Source organism: Oceanicoccus sp. KOV_DT_Chl (assembly GCF_900120175.1).
Lineage (GTDB): Bacteria > Pseudomonadota > Gammaproteobacteria > Pseudomonadales > Dasaniaceae > Oceanicoccus.
In genome coordinates, this window is the sequence record NZ_FQLF01000007.1 from 179,557 (window position 1) to 197,487 (window position 17,931).

The 17,931-nt window shown below is 47.7% G+C and carries 19 protein-coding genes and 1 pseudogene; 2 read left to right on the forward strand and 18 right to left on the reverse strand.

What is annotated here, in order from left to right; all coding sequences use genetic code 11:
- Positions 1-31: 31 nt before the first annotated feature.
- The 3 genes from UNITIG_RS22020 to ccmA form a co-directional block, all read right to left on the reverse strand.
- Complete coding sequence (locus UNITIG_RS22020; protein WP_101760485.1) at positions 32-808, reverse strand: heme ABC transporter permease; 777 nt, start codon at positions 806-808, stop codon at positions 32-34.
- A 349-nt stretch (positions 809-1,157) separates the two neighbouring features.
- The gene (gene ccmB, locus UNITIG_RS22025; protein ID WP_101760486.1) at positions 1,158-1,853 is read right to left on the reverse strand and encodes a heme exporter protein CcmB; all 696 of its coding nucleotides are present in this window, start codon (positions 1,851-1,853) and stop codon (positions 1,158-1,160) included.
- Positions 1,854-1,855: 2 nt separating this feature from the next.
- The gene (gene ccmA, locus UNITIG_RS22030) at positions 1,856-2,332 is read right to left on the reverse strand and encodes a heme ABC exporter ATP-binding protein CcmA (protein ID WP_235015574.1); all 477 of its coding nucleotides are present in this window, start codon (positions 2,330-2,332) and stop codon (positions 1,856-1,858) included.
- Positions 2,333-2,702: 370 nt separating this feature from the next.
- On the opposite strand from ccmA, the gene UNITIG_RS22035 reads away from it, so the two are divergent.
- Together UNITIG_RS22035 and UNITIG_RS22040 are read left to right on the forward strand one after the other, a co-directional pair.
- A complete protein-coding gene (locus tag UNITIG_RS22035) occupies positions 2,703-4,367 on the forward strand; it encodes a flagellar hook-length control protein FliK (protein ID WP_101760487.1) in 1,665 nt (554 codons plus the stop codon).
- Positions 4,364-4,681 (forward strand): EscU/YscU/HrcU family type III secretion system export apparatus switch protein, encoded by a 318-nt coding sequence (locus UNITIG_RS22040; RefSeq protein WP_101760488.1) that lies wholly within the window; start codon positions 4,364-4,366, stop codon positions 4,679-4,681. The genes UNITIG_RS22035 and UNITIG_RS22040 overlap by 4 nt, the downstream gene beginning before the upstream one ends.
- 86 nt (positions 4,682-4,767) lie before the next feature.
- Here UNITIG_RS22040 and UNITIG_RS22045 read toward each other — a convergent pair whose 3' ends face one another.
- From UNITIG_RS22045 to flhF, 15 genes and pseudogenes are all read right to left on the reverse strand, one after another.
- Entirely contained in the window at positions 4,768-5,157 is a 390-nt protein-coding gene (locus UNITIG_RS22045; protein WP_101760489.1) for a DUF2802 domain-containing protein, read from the reverse strand.
- Positions 5,158-5,160: 3 nt separating this feature from the next.
- Positions 5,161-5,640, reverse strand: a complete 480-nt coding sequence (locus tag UNITIG_RS22050; protein WP_101760490.1) for a chemotaxis protein CheW — start codon at positions 5,638-5,640, stop codon at positions 5,161-5,163.
- 135 nt (positions 5,641-5,775) lie between these two features.
- Positions 5,776-6,231, reverse strand: coding sequence for a chemotaxis protein CheW (locus UNITIG_RS22055; protein WP_101760491.1), 456 nt, complete (start codon positions 6,229-6,231; stop codon positions 5,776-5,778).
- 99 nt (positions 6,232-6,330) lie between these two features.
- The gene (locus UNITIG_RS22060) at positions 6,331-6,774 is read right to left on the reverse strand and encodes a hypothetical protein (RefSeq protein ID WP_145999264.1); all 444 of its coding nucleotides are present in this window, start codon (positions 6,772-6,774) and stop codon (positions 6,331-6,333) included.
- 24 nt (positions 6,775-6,798) lie between these two features.
- Entirely contained in the window at positions 6,799-7,230 is a 432-nt protein-coding gene (locus UNITIG_RS25860) for a ParA family protein (RefSeq protein ID WP_369809245.1), read from the reverse strand.
- Positions 7,206-7,580: a ParA family protein gene (locus tag UNITIG_RS25865; protein WP_369809246.1), complete on the reverse strand. Its 375-nt coding sequence runs from the start codon at positions 7,578-7,580 to the stop codon at positions 7,206-7,208. Before UNITIG_RS25865 ends, UNITIG_RS25860 begins: the two co-directional genes overlap by 25 nt.
- An 89-nt stretch (positions 7,581-7,669) precedes the next feature.
- Entirely contained in the window at positions 7,670-8,710 is a 1,041-nt protein-coding gene (gene motD / locus UNITIG_RS22070) for a flagellar motor protein MotD (RefSeq protein WP_101760493.1), read from the reverse strand.
- 53 nt (positions 8,711-8,763) lie between these two features.
- Entirely contained in the window at positions 8,764-9,507 is a 744-nt protein-coding gene (locus tag UNITIG_RS22075; RefSeq protein WP_101760494.1) for a flagellar motor protein, read from the reverse strand.
- 10 nt (positions 9,508-9,517) lie between these two features.
- Positions 9,518-10,651 carry a chemotaxis response regulator protein-glutamate methylesterase gene (locus UNITIG_RS22080; protein ID WP_101760495.1) on the reverse strand — a complete coding sequence of 378 codons (1,134 nt, stop codon included), beginning with the start codon at positions 10,649-10,651 and terminating at the stop codon, positions 9,518-9,520.
- A 72-nt stretch (positions 10,652-10,723) separates the two neighbouring features.
- Positions 10,724-12,931: pseudogene (locus UNITIG_RS25270) on the reverse strand (chemotaxis protein CheA).
- 58 nt (positions 12,932-12,989) lie between these two features.
- A complete protein-coding gene (locus tag UNITIG_RS22090; protein WP_101760496.1) occupies positions 12,990-13,811 on the reverse strand; it encodes a protein phosphatase CheZ in 822 nt (273 codons plus the stop codon).
- A 56-nt stretch (positions 13,812-13,867) separates the two neighbouring features.
- The gene (gene cheY / locus UNITIG_RS22095) at positions 13,868-14,254 is read right to left on the reverse strand and encodes a chemotaxis response regulator CheY (RefSeq protein ID WP_200821414.1); all 387 of its coding nucleotides are present in this window, start codon (positions 14,252-14,254) and stop codon (positions 13,868-13,870) included.
- Between the two features lie 215 nt (positions 14,255-14,469).
- Complete coding sequence (locus tag UNITIG_RS22100) at positions 14,470-15,195, reverse strand: RNA polymerase sigma factor FliA (protein WP_101760617.1); 726 nt, start codon at positions 15,193-15,195, stop codon at positions 14,470-14,472.
- 23 nt (positions 15,196-15,218) lie between these two features.
- On the reverse strand, positions 15,219-16,043 hold the full coding sequence (locus tag UNITIG_RS22105) for a MinD/ParA family protein (RefSeq protein ID WP_101760497.1): 825 nt from the start codon (positions 16,041-16,043) through the stop codon (positions 15,219-15,221).
- Between the two features lie 384 nt (positions 16,044-16,427).
- Positions 16,428-17,927 carry a flagellar biosynthesis protein FlhF gene (gene flhF, locus UNITIG_RS22110; protein ID WP_101760498.1) on the reverse strand — a complete coding sequence of 500 codons (1,500 nt, stop codon included), beginning with the start codon at positions 17,925-17,927 and terminating at the stop codon, positions 16,428-16,430.
- Between the last annotated feature and the right edge of the window lie 4 nt (positions 17,928-17,931).

Genomic DNA, 17,931 nt, shown 5'->3' on the forward strand with positions numbered 1-17,931 from the left:
AGGCGGAAAAATCATCAAACTTAAACGTCACTTAAACCGCACCTCTCTCCGCATTTCTCTCTACACTTCCCGCAGAACTTCTCACAATCTCTTTTACCCATTTAGTATTGCGTTCACGCTGTAAAATTTCAGTACGGGTATAGAGCAACAACAACACGGCATAAATACAATAAAAGGCAGCGATCATAATTAGCAGCGGCTGTAGCATATCTGGGTGCATAGTAGATTCTTTAGTCAATTTTAAAGTGGCCGGCTGGTGCAAACTATTCCACCACTCTACTGACCAATAAATGATTGGAATGTTCACACTGCCAACCAAACTTAATACTGCACAGGCTTTATTGGCAGAAATATTATCTTCAAAAGCCTCATAGAGGGCGATCACCCCCAAGTAAAGAAAAAACAAAATCAGCATGGAGGTCAAGCGCGCATCCCACACCCAATAGGTGCCCCAGGTTGGCTTGCCCCATAAAGCGCCACTGCATAAAGAAATCAGGGTCATGCCAGCACCAATCGGCGCCGCACACTTCATCACCACTTCAGCCAGCTTCATTTTCCAGATCAGACTAATTGCCCCGGCAGTAGCCATAAGCATATAGCCCACCAGTGCAATCGCTGAGGAGGGCACATGTACATAGATAATCCGGTAGCTATTACCTTGCTTATAATCAGTAGGGGCAAACGCGAGACCCCATACAGCTCCTAGCAGTAATAAGCTGATAGCAAGCAAAGACAGCCAAGGTAACCATTGACCGCTAATTTGATAAAACCAGCGGGGCGAACCCATTTTATGGAAGAAAGTCCACATTGTATTTTTACAGCACCCAGCCCAGAGAATGGCGTAATTTATTTGGCGGCCATTATACAAGAAAGCACTCTTTCCGGTAGTCACTCAGAGGATAACTGTGGTTAAACAACAGTAAAGTTTGCTTGATTTGCATCAAAGTCAGAGTTGTAGTGACAGGGTAAGCTGTTTCAACTCATTATCAAAAACCAGCAACAGCGATGATACGTCCAGTACAGGAGAAAACTGATGAACGAACAAGCGATTGACGATGCCACCACCATGAAACATGTAGCCGTTGTGATCGGCTGCCTGCTAGCCATTACCGCAGGACTTATTACGGCTGTGGCGATTATTACCAGCTAAATATCGGCTAGTTATCAACACTGATGCGAACACTGGCAGCAATAGCTAGTGGTGCCAGTGTGACAGCCAGCGCCAGCAACGCACCCAATATAGCCAATTGCGGTAAATACGCCATGCCTTCCAGTGCTGTTTTTACTGTACTGACCCCAAAGATCAGCACAGGAATATAGAGCGGCAATATTATTAATGACAATAATAATCCACCTTTGCGTAAACCTACCGTAAGCGCAGCACCGATAGCGCCAATAAAGCTCAAAACTGCCGTCCCGACACACAAACTCATCATCAGTGGCAGCATCCCCAGTGCGGGCATTTGTAACAGCACCGCTAGCAGCGGCGAAAGCAAGGTCAAAGGCAGGCCTGTCAGCATCCAGTGCGCAAGGGTTTTAGCCAATACTTGTAAATATAGCGACACCGGGCTGAGTAACATTTGCTCTAAACTGCCATCGTCGTAATCGCTGCGAAACATCGTGTCACTGGCCAGCAAACAGGCCAGCAGTGCCACCACCCATAGAATGCCTGGCGCCAATAGCGCTAGCTGCTTAGGGTCGGGGCTGATACCCAATGGAAACAATGAGCAAACAATCAGAAAAAAAGCCAGCGGATTGAAAAAATCACTACGGCGGCGCAAAGCCAACAGCAAGTCCCGCCTTAAAGTCGCGAGAAAGGCACCAAACAATGAGACGGGTATCGGTGACGGCATACTCACTGCCCCCCCAAGCGCACGTTATGTACCGGACAATTCATATTGAGTTCATGATGAGTGGTTAAAATCACTGCTCCACCATCAGCCACAAAACGCTCAATCCAGGACTCGAGCTCTGTTACCCCTTGCTTATCGATGGCAGTAAACGGTTCATCCAAAATCCATAATTGGCGCCGGCCAATAAATAAACGCGCCAGACCCACCCGCCGCTGCTGACCCGCTGACAAGGTGTAGCAAGGCGAGTCCTCATAACCAAACAAACCTACCTTAGCCAACGCCGAATCAATCGATGACGGTAAACTCGCTGCCGTCATCCCGGTTAAGGCCGCCTGCCACTGGAGGTTTTCTCTGGGAGTTAAAGCCGCTTTCACCCCGGTACTATGCCCAAGATAGAGTAATTCAGAATAGTAGTCAGCCCGCCGCCGGTCCAGATCTGCCCCCCGCCACAACAACTGACCGGCGAATCTCGAAGACAAGCCTGATAACACCCGCAACAAGGTGGTTTTACCGCTGCCATTGGGCCTTCTACCCGATAAATCGCACCTGACTCAACCGTTAGATTTAACGCTGAAACCAGCGTTCGACCGTCACGCTCGCAGCTAAGCTCTTTTGTTTGTAAAAGGAGGGGCACTGAATCCTAGCCTTTAGAAATTATTGTCATTGAATTACAGCCAAGCCTGAGAGCAGAAATCTATCCAAGTTTTTAGCATAATTGCCGATAGACTATTAATGAAGCCAACAAACACTCTCACGGTCTTGTTGCCAGCAATCCAAACGTCGAAACACGTTTTGGCTGTCATCCTGTTATAAGGGCGCTATTATATACACAATCGGGCGGCGTACCCTATGACCAGTATGTCTTTGGCGCCGCTAATACAGCAAATACTTCCACAGTTAGCGCCTGCTGCTTATTCAACATCGAGTACCGCAGCGGCAGCGCAATCCGTAGAAGCACTGCTTACCCAATTGGCGGCAGCAATGACACCCTCTGTAGATTCATTAATTAATCAGCTAATACCATTAAAAGCGAGCAGCGGCAGCCCGCTTATTGCTGCTGCCGCGACCAATAGCAGTGTTATTGAGGCGGTGGTGCTTGCCAGCACTCAACTCAGTGCCGCTAGTGGCAAGCCTAACAACAATGGGGAGCCGCAATTTAAAGTCGCGGTAGAAACGGGTAAGCAACAACTGGAATTGACCACCCGTGTCCCCATACCCGTCGGCACCCGCATCACTTTGTCTATTGCTCAAAACAACTTGGCCAATATCATTAGTATTGGCAATCAAAATAACGCTAACACTACAACGACGGGGCTCAGCAACAGCAATCAACCACTGGTTAATGAACCCACTAAAGGCATGTTAGCTCGCAGCACTATTGCAAACACCACTAACAACTCCCTAACAACCAACAACACACCCGCCCAACAAAATCGCGCCACCATTGAGCAGGGCTTGCGACAAGTCCTACCAAAGCAACAAACGCTAAAATTATTGCTGCCATTACTGCAGCAATTAACCAGCAACCCACTGACCCCACTACCTAAAGAGATTCAATCACAACTCAGCATCTTGCTAAAACAGTTTCCCACAGCACAACAACTGCAACAGCCGCAAAACTTGAAACAAAGCATGCACAATAGCGGTGTATTTTTGGAAGCGAAACTTATCCAAAAATTAGTTCAGCAGATATCGCCGAACACCACAAACACTAAAACACTAAATTCGAGCGCCAATACTGCAGCCATCAACCAGGATATTAAAGCATTATTATTACGCTTACTTCCTGCTATAGATAAAGCACAAGCTGATAATAATCCACGTGCAGCAACTACTAACCCAAACCCTGCAAACACCGCTAGCACACTACTACCACCACTACCAAATTCCAGCACTATTCCTGCTACTAGTGAAGAGGCAAAAGCACCACCAATTATTCCCATCACGCCCGAACTACCATTAACCCAACTGACTAACAGCGATAATACTGCGAATAGCAAAAACCAGAATTTAGACGTGGTGTTACGACAACTGAGTAATCAATTATTAGCTGGTTTAGCGCGCACACAAATGAATCAGCTCGAAACCCTCAGCGCCCGTCAAGCCAACACTCCCGATGCACCTGCACCAGCTAATAGCTGGACACTGGAAATACCTATCGTCCACGGCAAAAATATTGATAATTTACAGCTGCGTATTGACCAACACCTTATCGATGAAGAGGCCGAAGAAAAAAAACAACGGGGACAACAATCATGGACTGTGATGCTGGCTTTCGACCTCCACAGTCTGGGGAAAATGAGCGTACAACTTAATATTGTGGGTATGTCAGTGGCGGCAATAGTGTGGTCACAACTGGAAGCCACTCACCAAACGGTAAAACAGGAAATCGGTGAACTAAGAAAGAATCTGGAAAAAGTTGGAGTAAACGTTAAAAAAGTTGACTGTCAATTAGGCGATCCACCAAAAACAACACAGCCACTTTATCGACAACTGGTAGATATACATACATGAGCGATTCAGAAGACAAGCAAAAGCGTGCAGTATCACTTCAATATGATGGCCGCAATGCGCCTACAGTCACTGCTGCAGGTGCTGACGAATTAGCTGAGCAAATTATTGAAATCGCCCGTCAGCATGGTATTCCATTGTTTGAAAATGAAGCGCTATTACAACTGCTATCGGAGATTGGTATTGGCGAAGAAATTCCCGAGACATTGTATTTATGTATCGCTCAGGTCATCGCCTTTGCTTATAAAATACAAGGGAAATTTCCCGAAGGCTGGGAGCCCGACAACCAAAACCCCGCACCCTTATTATTGCAGTAGCTGCCTATCCTGACTACGACTATAGATTGAGCCAAAAAAAAAGAGCTGCAAGCAGCTCTTTTTAAAACACCAAACACGTCCAAACATTAATGCGATTCAGCCGCACGATTTTTCAGTAGCGATAATAAACTCGCTTCAGCTTCCGGCATCCCATAGCGCTCAACCAACTGCTCTACTCCATCGCCACCTTCAGCCCAGGAAGAAGTGAGGTTATACGGCATTGTCTCACCGTTATACATATCAAACTGCTGCTGCTTTTCAGTGACCTTTTTCAATTTTTTCTCGGTATGAATTAAGCGTTGACCAACACCCATTGCCGCACGATTAACGACATCCAGCTCATGCTGTAATTGTTTTATAGTCTGTTCAGATTGTTGTTGCGATAATTGCTGGCGCTGATTTAATTGCTGCGTGTAGACCACTGCACTAATAGCAATGACAAAGCATCCAACTAAAGCAACCCAAACTAAAGTCATCCTTTAGAACTCATCTATTTCTGACCATTCACGATCAGTGAGTAATTTATCCAGCTCAACCAAAATAAGCAGCTGATTATTTTTGTTACATACACCTTGAATAAATCTAGCACTGTCGTCATTCCCCACATTGGGTGCAGTTTCAATTTCAGATTGACGCAAATACACCACCTCGGCCACCGCATCAACCAGAATTCCCACGACATGATTATCCGCTTCGATAATGACAATACGGGTTTGATCTGTAATTTCAGCACTGGGCAGTGCAAAACGATGACGGGTATCAATAACAGTAACCACATTACCGCGCAGATTAATAATACCCAGGACATAAGCGGGGGCACCTGGCACGGCAGCAATCTCCGTGTGGCGCAACACTTCCTGCACCTGCATTACATTGATACCGTAGGTTTCCCCGTCAAGACGGAAGGTTACCCACTGAAGCATTGGATCATCTGTATTTTTTGCCGTATTCGTGGCCATACCTAAACACCTTTAACAATGCTGCCCTTTAGATCCAAGGAGCTGCGTCAAAAAATAATCACTCACGTCACATTACTATAGAACAAAGCACTATCTATGCCAGCATTATCCCCAGAAGAATGTGGTGGAAAGTACTTATTTATTGTTATTGGCCTCTTCAAACATCGCTGCCAACTGGCTCACATCGACCAATGAACACATATGCTCCACTACCGTACCCGCCAACCAGGGCCGCTTACTGCGCTCAGTGCGCCAGCGAACATCCTCCGGCTCCAACGTAATCGCATTAGAGACCGAATCTACCGCCAACGCCCAGTCCATATCGTTAATAGAAATGGCGTAGGCAAAATTATCCGCCATATGCTCAGCATACCGTTCAGGCATAACGACTTTTGCAGTATTGATAATTCTTAAGTTGCCATTTTTGACCGGTAATAGCCCCATCATCCAGTCAATCTGGCCGAATATAAACGTCAGTTTTTCCTGCATCGGAATAATTGTACCCAATTCAACCAAGGGCACCGCTAAAGTAAGCCCCCCACCGAAACAATAAGCACTCAAAGCGCTGCTGCGCCCAAATTGGCCGGCCATTCTCCCAGCGGGTAGTCACTAATTCAGCAGCGGGCTCAAGCTCAGCGTTATTGGCTACTGTTGCTTCTGCCTGCTCTTCAGGTTCAACCCTGACCTCAGTTACCTCTGGAGCCGGGACAGCAGGAGGGTCTTTGGCCTTACCTCGGTAGCTACTTTCACCTCAGGCACTTTTTCTGTAGATTTTCTAAGATCTACCGGGGCTGGCGCAGCTGGAGTTTCAACTGTTTTTAGTGATAAAGGCTTGATGACTAATGCAGATGGTTCTGCATAAGGCTTAAGTTCGGATGGTTGGCTATCAGCGCGCCATGTCTGGGGTCTTGAGCTACTACCTGCGCTGCTAAAACTGCGGACTGCTGTTCGGGAGCTAATCAAGGCGACATTACTGGCAGCCATGCTCGCGCTATTGACCTGTTGGTTATTATCGACGGAGTCTATTTGCGTCTCCGGCTTTTCAGTAACATTGGTCAACAACAAATCCAGATAGTCCTGAACGGATTCAGGGCCATCGGCGGGGTTATTGTTGTCGGGAGGATTGCCGCCCATACTAAAACTACTCACTGGCGATAATTAAGCTCGTAGCCGCTCCTGTTGTTGCAACAGTAACAGCTTTAATAATGCGGTGTATGCAACCACGCCCCGTGCCTCAGGGTCAAATTTTGAAGGTACCTGACCTTCTCGGCTGGCATCACGAAAACGGGTATCCACCGGGATCATCGACGCCCAAATATTATCCGGATAGCTATTGCGCATGGTCCGCAAGGCCTTTTGCGAGGCCTGTGTGCGCCGATCAAACATCGTCGGCACAATCAAATAGTTTAACTCTTTCTTCAGCGACCGCGTCACCATCATAATAGTACGAATCATTCGTTCCAGACCTTTCAGCGCCAGAAATTCAGTTTGTACAGGCACCAACAATCGCTCACTGGCTGCAAGCGCATTGATCATCAACGCCCCTAAAACCGGCGGGCTATCAATCAACACATAATCATAGGTATCCACACCAGCGCCAAGGCTTTAGCGACTTTCAAACCCATGCCTTCTGCTGAGGCTCGTCTCTCCACCGTAGCCAAGGCCATGCTCGAAGGTATCAAGGTGAGATTATCTACACCGGTGGTGAGCAACAGCGACTCGATTTCAGCGACTTCTATGTCGGTGGCGGCAAAAAGATTAAAGCTGCTTTTCTGCAAACTGTCAGGGTCATAACCAAAGTAACTGGTCATTGAGCCATGCGGATCCAAATCCAGCAACAGTACACGCTGACCCTGCTCAGCCAGAAGACCACCGAGCGCAACAGCGGTGGTGGTTTTACCGACCCCACCTTTTTGATTTGCTACTGCCCATACCCGCATGCGACCTTTACCCCAACGTCAATTTGTCGTAATTATATGCTTCTTTTTGCTAGATCTAGCAATTATCCTGCCACTGACTCGCTACGGAATCAATTAGCACTTTCCGCAGCAGAATCATTGGTAAACAACAAGCCGCCATCCTCTAATTCAATAGTTTTAATACCTTGCATAGGGTCAGCCTGACTCTCGGCTTTGATATCATTAGCTGTCTCCGGCTCTTCATCACCAAAGGTGTCTACACCGGGGATGAGTATCTCTATTCGGCCAGCTTCAGCACTATCGTTCACCGGATTCAATAACTGCTCGGTACTTGTTAATTGACGCAGCTCAGGCCGTAATTCGCCAGTTTTGGAAATCATCAACACCACGCGACGATTAGCATTTCGACCCTCTGCGGTGGCGTTATCCGCGATGGGTTGATGCTCGCCATAGCCAATAGCCGCTAATCGACCGGGCTGCAATTGCTCTTCAACAAATAACTGAACGACAGCCGCAGCTCTTGCCGTCGACAATTCCCAATTAGAAGGAAACTGGACGGTATTTATCGGCACATTATCAGTAAAACCTTCCACCCTGATCGGGCTGGATTGATCACGCAAAATGTCAGCAATGCTGCCTAATAATTCTAGTGCGTCATTACTCAATTTCGCATCACCGGAGGCAAACAATAATGAAGACTTGAGCTCAACCTCCAACCACTCTTCATTGCCGCGCAGGGTAATCATCTGTTGTTTAATTAGGTCGGCAAAATCTTCATCAATACGCGAATTTATTTGCTCAAACTCCGTCGGCATCACACCTTTTTCCCGTTCCTCGCCACTACCCTCACCTTCCTGATCACCCGCTTTATCCAGTATCGCGCTCGATTCTAATTCAATGAGGTTTTTGGGATTGGATTTAGCAATTTCACCAATCTGAAAAGGGTCCAGTGTACGCTGGGGGTTAATCAATTCAGGACTGGTAAACGCTTCGCTGAGTGTTTCCGACAACACTTTATATTTGCCGTCATTAACTTGAGAGATGGAATACATCACCACAAAAAAAGCGAATAACAACGTAATAAAATCTGCATAGGAAACCAGCCAACGTTCGTGGTTAACCGGTTCATCTATAATGCGACGGCGGGCCATTCGGCTCCTCTCCCAAGTCGTCGGCCTGCCCTAGTAGGCCGAACAGTAAATTACTAGCGATGCAAAAAGCCATTGAGTTTAAGTTCGATCGCCCTGGGGTTTTCCCCTTCGGCAATGGAGATAATGCCTTCGATAATTAAATCGCGAAAATCAGCCTCACGTCTGGCCAGGTTGCGCAATTTACTGGCAATAGGCAGCAGTAATAAATTGGCGAAACCAACCCCATAAATCGTTGCCACAAAAGCGATTGCAATACCTGAACCTAACATGGCGGGATCAGATAAATTACTCATCACCTGTATCAACCCCATGACCGCACCGATAATACCGATAGTTGGCGAATAGCCACCCATACTTTCATAAAATCTCGATGCATCCAGGTCACGCTGTTCCAACAACATAGATTCAACTTCCATAATGCTACGAATGCTTTCTGGCTCACTACCATCCACCAATAACTGCAAACCTTTACGCGCAAAAAAATCAACTTCAGTTTCGGCAATACTCTCTAAGCCCAGCAAACCTTCCTTGCGAGCAGCGATCGCCCAACGCACCACTTTGTCGACGCCTTTATTAAAAGCAAGATTAGGAGGAGAAAATACCCAGCGCAGGCGGCTTATTGCTAATTTCAATCCAGACAACGGTGTTTGCAACATTGCGGCACCGGTAGTGCCTCCGATAACAATCACTGCTGCGGGAACATTCACTAACGCGGCCAAGGTGCCGCCTTCGAGATAATTACCACCAAGAATGGCAGCAAAGCCAATAATGACGCCAAATATACTGAGAATATCCATTGGCTATGGCCTAACCGATTTCAGTCAGGCGCACACCTACCTGCTGAAGAGGAAGAATTTCATCGGCAAGATTCGCCCGTGCGATGGCCATGGGCATGCCATAGATAACAGAAGTAGCCTCATCCTGAGCCCACACGGTAGCACCTTTTTGCTTTAATAACTTCGCGCCTTCACAGCCATCAGAACCCATTCCGGTAAGCACTACGGCCAGCACTTTGCTGTCGTAAGCATTAGCTGCTGAGCCAAATGTAATATCAACACAAGGTTTATAATTCAAGCGCTCATCGCCTGGTAATACTTTGACCTTACCGCCTTTTACTACCATCAGCTGCTTTCCGCCTGGCGCCAATAACGCAACACCCGGTTGCAAACTATCGCCATCCTTGGCTTCTTTCACTTTAATTCTACACAGTGAATCCAAACGCTCGGCAAAGGCCGATGTAAAGGTAGAAGGCATATGCTGAATAAGTACAATTGGCAGAGAAAAATTTGCCGGCAACTTTGTTAGCACGTTTTGCAATGCAACTGGCCCACCTGTAGAGGTGCCAATGGCTAATAAGCTATAACTTTTATTACTGCGTCGAGGTGCCGGTGAAGTCGCGGGCTTGGTAGGTACTGGTTGAGCAGGTGCTGGCGCGGAGGCTCTGGTAGTAGGGGCAGGTGCTACTGAAGCTGATTTTGCCGCAGAATCCGGCGCACTTGCACTAACGCCAAGGGCACTCTGCTGACGCATTCTGCCGCCTTTTCCTGCCTGCGCGACAGTTAATATCCGCTCCGCTAATTTCTTTTTTAGTACAGTAGAATTTTTTGAAATTTCTTCAAAGTTTTTCGGTAAGTAATCAACAGCACCCGCCTCCAGCGAGTCCAGTGTTACTCTAGCACCTTCATAGGTCAATGAGGAAAACATTAGAATCGGCGTTGGACACTGACTCATGATTTGCTTAACGGCAGTGATACCGTCCATCACGGGCATTTCGTAATCCATAGTGATGACGTCTGGCTTTAATTTTAAAGCCATCTCTACGCCTTCTCGACCATTACTCGCCGCGCCAACAACTTTTAAACCTTCAAAGCCATTGATCATTTCACTCAAGCGACGACGAAAAAATCCAGAGTCATCAACTACCAAGACGGAAACCGTCATCCATTACCTCGTACTTCACATCTAACATTAACTAGCAAATGGTTGGCACATAACAGCGCCTTACCAAAAATATTACCCTGCATAGCGTTTGAGCATACTAGGCACATCAAGAATCAATGCAATTCGACCATCACCAGTAATCGTTGCCCCGGCCATTCCCGGTGTACCTTGCAACATTTTTCCCAGCGGTTTAATAACAACTTCTTCCTGACCTATTAGCTGATCCACAACAAAACCAACGCGCTGAGTACCCACTGAGACAATCACTACATGAGCACTTTCTTCTGGTTCAACACCACCATAATTGCCATTAACCAACCACTTTTTTAAATAAAATAATGGTAGCGCCTTATCGCGCACAGTCACCACTTCCTGACCATCAACAACATTGGTACGAGTCAGATCCATATGGAAAATTTCATTCACACTCACCAATGGAAAAGCAAAAGTTTGCTCACCTAACATCACCATTAAAGTGGGCATAATAGCTAACGTCAGCGGCACTTTAATTTCTAAACGGGTACCTTCCCCCACTTTAGAACGAATTTCTACGCTGCCATTAAGCTGTGTGATTTTGGTTTTCACCACATCCATACCAACCCCGCGACCCGATACATCTGAAATCTCGGTTTTGGTAGAAAAGCCGGCATGAAAATAATATTAAAACATTCGGTATCACTTAAACGAGCAGCGGCGTCCTCATCAAACAAGCCTTTTTCGATGGCTTTATTTCGCAACATATCCGGATCCATACCGCCGCCGTCATCAGTAATTGACAACAAGATATGGTCACCCTCTTGCTCAGCCGCGAGGATAATTTTACCTATTCTAGGTTTACCCGCTTTCTCTCGTACATCAGGCATTTCTATACCGTGGTCAACCGAGTTGCGCACCAGGTGAACCAGAGGATCAGCTAACGCTTCAACCAGGTTTTTATCCAGATCGGTTTCTTCACCCAGCATTTCCAGCGAAATTTCTTTCTTCAAACTGCGAGCCAAATCCCGTACTACTCGAGGAAAACGACCAAACACTTTTTTGATGGGTTGCATCCGCGTTTCATAACTGCAGTTTGCAAATCAGCCGTCACCACATCTAAATTAGATACGGCTTTAGTCATTACTTCATCACCACTCTTGGCACCTAAGCGCACCAATCGATTACGGACCAATACCAGCTCGCCCACCATGTTCATGATGTCGTCAAGACGCTGGGTATCTACCCGCACCGTGGCCTCAGCGGCAGGACTTTCTTTAGCTGCCGGGGGCTTAGCTGCTGGAGGTGCTTTAGCTGGCGGCGCAGAGGGTTTCTTTTCTTCTGCAGCGGCCGGCTTTGGTGTTGGGGGCGGAGGTGGTGGGGGCGGAGGCGGCGCACTGGCCGGGGGGGTTGAGTATCACCACCGATATCGGTAGGCCCTTGTCCTTCTCCATGTAGCTGGTCTAGTAAAGCCTCAAACTCATCATCATTGATAACATCATCGCCGCCTGCAGCAGCTGGCGCCGGTTTATTGTCAGCAGCAGGTTTAGCGGTACTAGCTCCTGGCGCACCGGAGCCATGTAATTCGTTCAGTAATGCTTCGAATTCATCTTCCGTTATTTCATCATTATTTGAACTAGCGGCGGCCGGAGGTGGTGTAGGCTGCGACGCTGTCGCCCCGCTGTGCTGCCCTTTACCATGAATATTATCCAGTAACGCCTCAAATTCATCATCGCTAATTTCATCGGAGTCACTGCTGGCTGCAGGGGTTGCTGCCGCAGCCGGAGCCTCTGCAGGATCTGCGATCGCATTGAGGAACTGTTCAAACTCGGCATCAGTGATGTCACCGCCTGGCTCTGGCTCTGCAGCTGGCACTTCTTCAGCTGCATCTACTGGCGCTTCAGCCGTACCTGCAGCATCTTCTGCAACGACTAATGCACCTAAACGTTCCAGCAATTCCGGATCTGCTGGCGAGGGCGCATTACCGCCTTGCACTTCTGCAAACATTTCATTAACGGCATCCAGCGCTTGCAGCACCACATCCATTAACTCAGGCGTAACGCTACGCTTACCGGTACGTAAAAAATCAAATAGATTTTCAGTGATGTGACAGCAATCCACCAGTGCAGTGAGCTGCAGAAAACCCGCACCACCCTTAACGGTATGAAATCCACGGAATATAGCATTGAGTAAACCGACATCATCAGGACGTTGTTCCAGGTCGACCAACTGTTCAGACAATTGCTCCAGAATTTCACCGGCCTCAACCAGAAAATCCTGCAGTATTTCTTCGTCTTCACCGAACATTAATTACTCCCCAGTAACCACTCGCAATGCTAGCTAACAAACGTCTTAGTCGAATCGTCTAAAAACCCAGGCTCGATAACAAATCATCCACATCATCCTGTCCTGACACCACATCATTGCGCTGTTCCGCATTAATCTGTGGCCCCTCTGCAGTTACATCTTTACTTTCAGCTGACACATCTTCCGTTTTGGCAACTTCGGCTTTCCTAACAATTCCGGTTAATTCTTCTACTTGCCCAGCCACTCGCATCAACTCGACCAGACGCTCCTCAACCTCCTGTACCAAGCTAATAACTTTTTTGATCACCTGGCCAGTTAAGTCCTGAAAATCCTGCGCCAACAGAATCGTATTCAACTTGTCACTAAGCTGAGTCGATGAATCTGTTGAGAATGCTAAATATTCATCAATACGCCGGTATAAATCCCGAAACTCTTCAGGGTCCATCTCGCGACGCAGTAAACGCCCCCAATCCTCGCGTAAAGCCACAGCCTTATCGCCAATTGCAGACGCCAGCGGAATCCCCTCCTCCACCATGTCCATAGTCTTATCGGCAGAACTCTGCGTAAGATTAATGACATAATCGAGACGATCCTGGGCATTGGTCATTTTTGACTCGACATCACCCGCGGCATCACTCTCGCTAGTATTTGGAATCTCAGGTGCGCCAATATCGAAATTAACGATGGCCTCATGTAAACCACGAGTTAATTTACCTACTTCGCGGTAAATATTACGGTCGCGAGCCTCATTGAGGTCCTCTATCGCACTAGAAGCACCGGTGAAGTCCCCGGCCTCTAAGCGATCGACTAGCGTGCGGGCCCGGCCTTTCAGCTCATCCCACACCCCGTCGAGTTCGGTGCCTTTGTCTTTTCCCAACATGGAATTGTTTTACCTTGCGTCAGTGACTTAGCGGTTACGGCTGTTACCCAGCCTGACTAACCCTGAACCCGCTCGAAAATCTTATCGATCTTTTCTTTTAATACGGCTGCGGTAAATGGCTTCACTACATAGCCGTTAACGCCTGCTTGAGCAGCTTCAACAATTTGATCGCGCTTGGCTTCAGCAGTTACCATCAAAATAGGCATGTTCTTCAATCGCTCATCAGCACGAACCGCTTTCAATAAATCGATACCGGTCATGCCCGGCATATTCCAGTCAGTGACCAGAAAATCAAAATTGCCATTTTGCAGCATCGGCAATGCAGTGACACCGTCATCTGCTTCCGATGTATTGGTAAAACCCAAATCACGCAATAGGTTTTTGATAATTCGCCGCATTGTTGAAAAATCGTCAACAATGAGAATTTTCATATCTTTGTTCAAAGCTACCTCCAGAGAATTTCAGGCTTTGACGTATAAAGTGACGTACCTATCCAGTCTAGCCCCTGCTGTGGGGGTATCCAGTAGATAACGGCTTTTATAGCAATTTTTATCGAGATTTTCATAGAAAAATTATGTATTTATCTCATTAAGTTAAAGCTTATCGGCCAATGGCAAAAAAACTGTATAGATTGCGCTCAGCGGCAAGCGAGAATGGTTTACTCAGAAGGCGGGTTAGATTGCCAGTCGACCAACCGACTTCGCAATCGCAAGGCGGCCTGACTATGGATTTGGCTAACACGGGATTCACTCACCCCCAACACCAAGCCTATTTCTTTGAGGTTCAATTCTTCATCGTAGTACAAAGCTAACACCAACCGCTCACGCTCCGGTAAGGTAGCAATAGCTGCCGCCAAACCCCTGCGTAAAGCGTCACTTTGGATACCGTCCAACGGATCTGCTGCGGAGCTGGGTAGTTGCTCTTCAGGACGATCATCACCACTGATTAACTCGTCATAACTAAACAACTTACTCGAGGCTGAATCTTTAATAATGCTGTAGTACTCATCCAGCTCTACGCCTAACTCAGCTGCCACCTCATTATCACTGGCATCACGACCAAAACGCGATTCAACAGTACGAATAGCCTCCGAAACCCGACGCGAATTTCGGTGCACCGACCGCGGTGCCCAATCACCACGCCTGACATCATCAATCATGGCACCACGAATACGAATCCCGGCATAGGTTTCGAAGCTGGCTCCTTTGGACACGTCGTAATTGCGAGCAGCTTCCATCAAACCAATCAATCCAGCCTGCACCAGATCTTCAACCAAAACACTAGAGGGCATTCTCGCCAACAGATGATGAGCGATTCGTTTGACCAGTGGTGCGTAGCGCTCCACCATGTCTTCCATCGATGGTTTATCGACGTCGTTATACATTGCCACCCCTTCAGACAAGGACATTATTGATGTCCTGCTGCACCCTCTACCAAACGCTCGACAAAAAACTCGAGATGCCCGCGCGGAGTAGAAGGCAACGGCCAAAGATCCACTTTTTCAGCCAGTTGTTTATATGCCAGAGCAGCCTTGCTACGGGGAGAAAGTTCGACAACTGGCTTTTGGCGCTGAACCGCCTTACGTACCGCTTCATCGAAAGGAATATTGCCAACGTACTGTAAGGTCACATCGAGAAAACGGTCAGTCACTTGCGTCAGCTTATTAAAAAGATTGCGCCCCTCTTGGGTAGTGCGCGTCATATTGGCAACCACTCGAAAGCGATCAACGCCGTAATCCTTGTTCAGTAATTTAATCAGCGCATAGGCATCGGTAATGGATGATGGTTCATCGCAAACCACCACTAAAATTTCCTGGGAAGCACGAACAAAACTTACCACCGAATCGGAAATACCGGCAGCGGTGTCAATCACCAGCACATCAATCTGATTACTAATTTCACTGAAGGCATGAATTAAACCCGCATGCTCCATTGCCCCCAACATGGTCATGCGCTGAGTGCCTGATGACGCCGGAATAATTCTAATGCCACCCGGCCCAGTCAACATAATGTCATTGAGGGAGCAATGACCCGCCAGCACATCTTCAAGATTTTGCTTGGGCCGCAAGCCTAATAGCACATCTATATTCGCCAAACCTAAATCCGCATCCATCAAAGCAACGCGGCGACCCATCCCAGCCAAACACACACTCAAGTTGATGGAGACATTGGTTTTGCCAACTCCCCCTTTGCCGCCGGTAACTGCAATAACTTGAACGGGATGAGAACTCATTTGTTGGATATGCTCCTATGATTACAGCTGCGGTTTTTCATTTTGATATTATTTTGTTAGCTGGTTTTTTTGTAGCCAGCACACAGTCCGAATTTATAACGTAAAGGCTCAGCCTATCGGTATTGCTAGAAGTAAAAAACTGTTTAACCATAACTACTTCAGCCACCAACTTAACAACTTACTTCATCTAGCCATGAGTCAGCAAGTAGTATAAATACTTAACTCCTTAACAGCCATCAAAAACAGCGGAATGATGATAACAGAGCATTAGATCATGGCCAGAGGCTAACCTTTCGCGCCACCACATACTAAACGGCTATTGCAACAACCGTTTAATAGCTCAAAAACTCTCAGAACTCCAGCTTTCCACTCACTCAACAACAACTACCCATTCGCACTCAAACGCTGTGCCGAAACTTTAGTGTGCCCTAAACCCGCCAATTCCTCGGCCATTGTTTCATCATCGGTAGTCACCTGCTTGGCTAGCTCGATGGCGGTACGCACCAACTGATTTGACACTCCGCAACTGATATCATCAGGAATCGCCTGCCCGGCAGTGCTATACGCCACCGTTAGTGATTGTTCAACCGCTAAACTAATCGCCTCACCCAAACTGGCAGCCTCATCCAGCTTGGTTAGTACGCAGTGATCAAGGCTATCAGTTTTGTAAGTATGGTATGCCGCTCTGATGACCTCAACCTGACTAGTAGTGGGCAATACCAATACCGTCCGTAAACGGCCACCCAGTTCATTGAGCGTATGCATTTGTTTACGTAAGCGCGGGTCCTGTCTATTTAATCCAGCAGTATCCACTAGCACCAGTTTCTTATGCCGCAACGAATGCAGCACCCGCTCCAGACTATTATTCTTATCGACTATCTTTACTGGCAGATTCAAAATCCGCCCAAACGTCCGCAACTGTTCATGTGCTGCAATGCGCATGGTATCAGTCGTTACCAAGGCAACATTTTCAGCACCATGCTTCAATACATAACGGGCAGCGAGCTTACCAATAGTAGTGGTTTTACCGGCACCGGTCGGACCGACAAAGGCAAATACCCCGCCCTGATCGACCAAATCATTACTTTCAACCTGTAATTGCTGGCACAGATCGGCCATCATCGCCTGCCACACCTGCACCGATTGCACAGCATTCCCAGTCTGCAATTGGGCTTTTGCCAATAAGCTGTCAGCCAGCGACGCACTAATACCCATGCGCTTTAGTCGTTTCCAGATTCCTGCACGCTCAGGCTGCTGCTGACTGTAGTTACCCCAAGCCATGGTAGATAGCTGCTGCTCAAGCAAATCACGCATTGCCTGAAGCTCAAACCGCATCTGAATTAACTCTTCATCGCGCACCGGGACTGCTGACATATCCGCTGCGGCTGGCGCTACCGACTCAGGGGTTACTGCTTGCAGCTCCACTTTATCGACATCCAGCTCCAGCCGCGCAGCTAATTGCTGTTCCGCATAGGACTGCAGACCAGCATCGGCTAGCGCGGCTTCCTTTACTGCCGCAGGATTAACCGCTGCCTCTATCTGCTGACGATTCTTTTCTGCCATCGCTGCCGCCAGCGCCTTCGCTCTTTCTTTGGCTTGATGTTGCATCAAGTCCAGTCCCAGCTCTAACTTGCTCGGCGGGCGCTGGCGCGACTCCGCATCGGCAGCAGCCTGACTGGCACGCATTGCTTGCTCAAAGGGATTATCACTCACCGAATGCGAACTTTCTGGCTCAGGGATATCGGCAGGATCAATCGCCGTCAACAACTCCACCCCATCCGGCACCCGCTTATTCGAGAGAATCACTGCTTCCGGCCCCATCTCTTCGCGGACCATTTCCAGTGCCAAACGCATATTGGCTGCAACGAAACGTTTTACTTGCATGACT

Bases quoted from the DNA above. Each gene is read 5' to 3' on its own strand.
- UNITIG_RS22050 (WP_101760490.1), bottom strand. From the start codon at position 5,640: ATGGCCACGAATACGGCAAAAAATACAGATGATCCAATGCTTCAGTGG.
- UNITIG_RS22055 (WP_101760491.1), bottom strand. From the start codon at position 6,231: ATGGCCGGCCAATTTGGGCGCAGCAGCGCTTTGAGTGCTTATTGTTTC.
- UNITIG_RS25865 (WP_369809246.1), bottom strand. From the start codon at position 7,580: ATGCGGGTATGGGCAGTAGCAAATCAAAAAGGTGGGGTCGGTAAAACC.
- UNITIG_RS22020 (WP_101760485.1), bottom strand. From the start codon at position 808: ATGTGGACTTTCTTCCATAAAATGGGTTCGCCCCGCTGGTTTTATCAA.
- UNITIG_RS22060 (WP_145999264.1), bottom strand. From the start codon at position 6,774: ATGGGCGGCAATCCTCCCGACAACAATAACCCCGCCGATGGCCCTGAA.
- UNITIG_RS22090 (WP_101760496.1), bottom strand. From the start codon at position 13,811: ATGTTGGGAAAAGACAAAGGCACCGAACTCGACGGGGTGTGGGATGAG.
- UNITIG_RS22045 (WP_101760489.1), bottom strand. From the start codon at position 5,157: ATGACTTTAGTTTGGGTTGCTTTAGTTGGATGCTTTGTCATTGCTATT.
- UNITIG_RS22075 (WP_101760494.1), bottom strand. From the start codon at position 9,507: ATGGATATTCTCAGTATATTTGGCGTCATTATTGGCTTTGCTGCCATT.
- UNITIG_RS22040 (WP_101760488.1), top strand. From the start codon at position 4,364: ATGAGCGATTCAGAAGACAAGCAAAAGCGTGCAGTATCACTTCAATAT.
- UNITIG_RS22100 (WP_101760617.1), bottom strand. From the start codon at position 15,195: ATGTATAACGACGTCGATAAACCATCGATGGAAGACATGGTGGAGCGC.
- UNITIG_RS22080 (WP_101760495.1), bottom strand. From the start codon at position 10,651: ATGACGGTTTCCGTCTTGGTAGTTGATGACTCTGGATTTTTTCGTCGT.
- ccmB (WP_101760486.1), bottom strand. From the start codon at position 1,853: ATGCCGTCACCGATACCCGTCTCATTGTTTGGTGCCTTTCTCGCGACT.
- UNITIG_RS22035 (WP_101760487.1), top strand. From the start codon at position 2,703: ATGACCAGTATGTCTTTGGCGCCGCTAATACAGCAAATACTTCCACAG.
- flhF (WP_101760498.1), bottom strand. From the start codon at position 17,927: ATGCAAGTAAAACGTTTCGTTGCAGCCAATATGCGTTTGGCACTGGAA.
- motD (WP_101760493.1), bottom strand. From the start codon at position 8,710: ATGGCCCGCCGTCGCATTATAGATGAACCGGTTAACCACGAACGTTGG.
- UNITIG_RS22105 (WP_101760497.1), bottom strand. From the start codon at position 16,043: ATGAGTTCTCATCCCGTTCAAGTTATTGCAGTTACCGGCGGCAAAGGG.